Source organism: Pseudomonas sp. AC463, from assembly GCF_979253585.1.
Map to the genome: position 1 here is coordinate 1 of NZ_CEEDDZ010001046.1, position 244 is coordinate 244.

A 244-nucleotide genomic window follows, 5' to 3' on the forward strand; every position below is an offset into this window, starting at 1 on the left:
GTTTCACACTTGGCGTGGTGCTTACGATGGATGGCGGTCCATTCGCGGGTGTTCATGGCCGTGCTTAGCCACAACCAGACGCGGAAGAAATGTTTGAGCGCAGGATGCAGCTCCAGGGAGCGGTGCGCCGAGTAACGGTGCAGGTAGACCGTTACGCTGACAATGGTGACGTGGGTCATCAGCAAGGTAACGATGATGAGTTGCCAGACCGACAGGTCGAGAAAGCCGTTGTACCACATAGGTC

Annotated in this window: 1 protein-coding gene; it reads right to left on the reverse strand. The window is 56.6% G+C overall.

Annotated features, from left to right (window positions below; translation table 11 throughout):
• A partial coding sequence (locus tag AC0IYH_RS33440) for a fatty acid desaturase family protein (RefSeq protein WP_471838730.1) occupies positions 1-239 on the reverse strand: 239 nt, incomplete at its 3' end.
• Positions 240-244 lie beyond the last annotated feature (5 nt).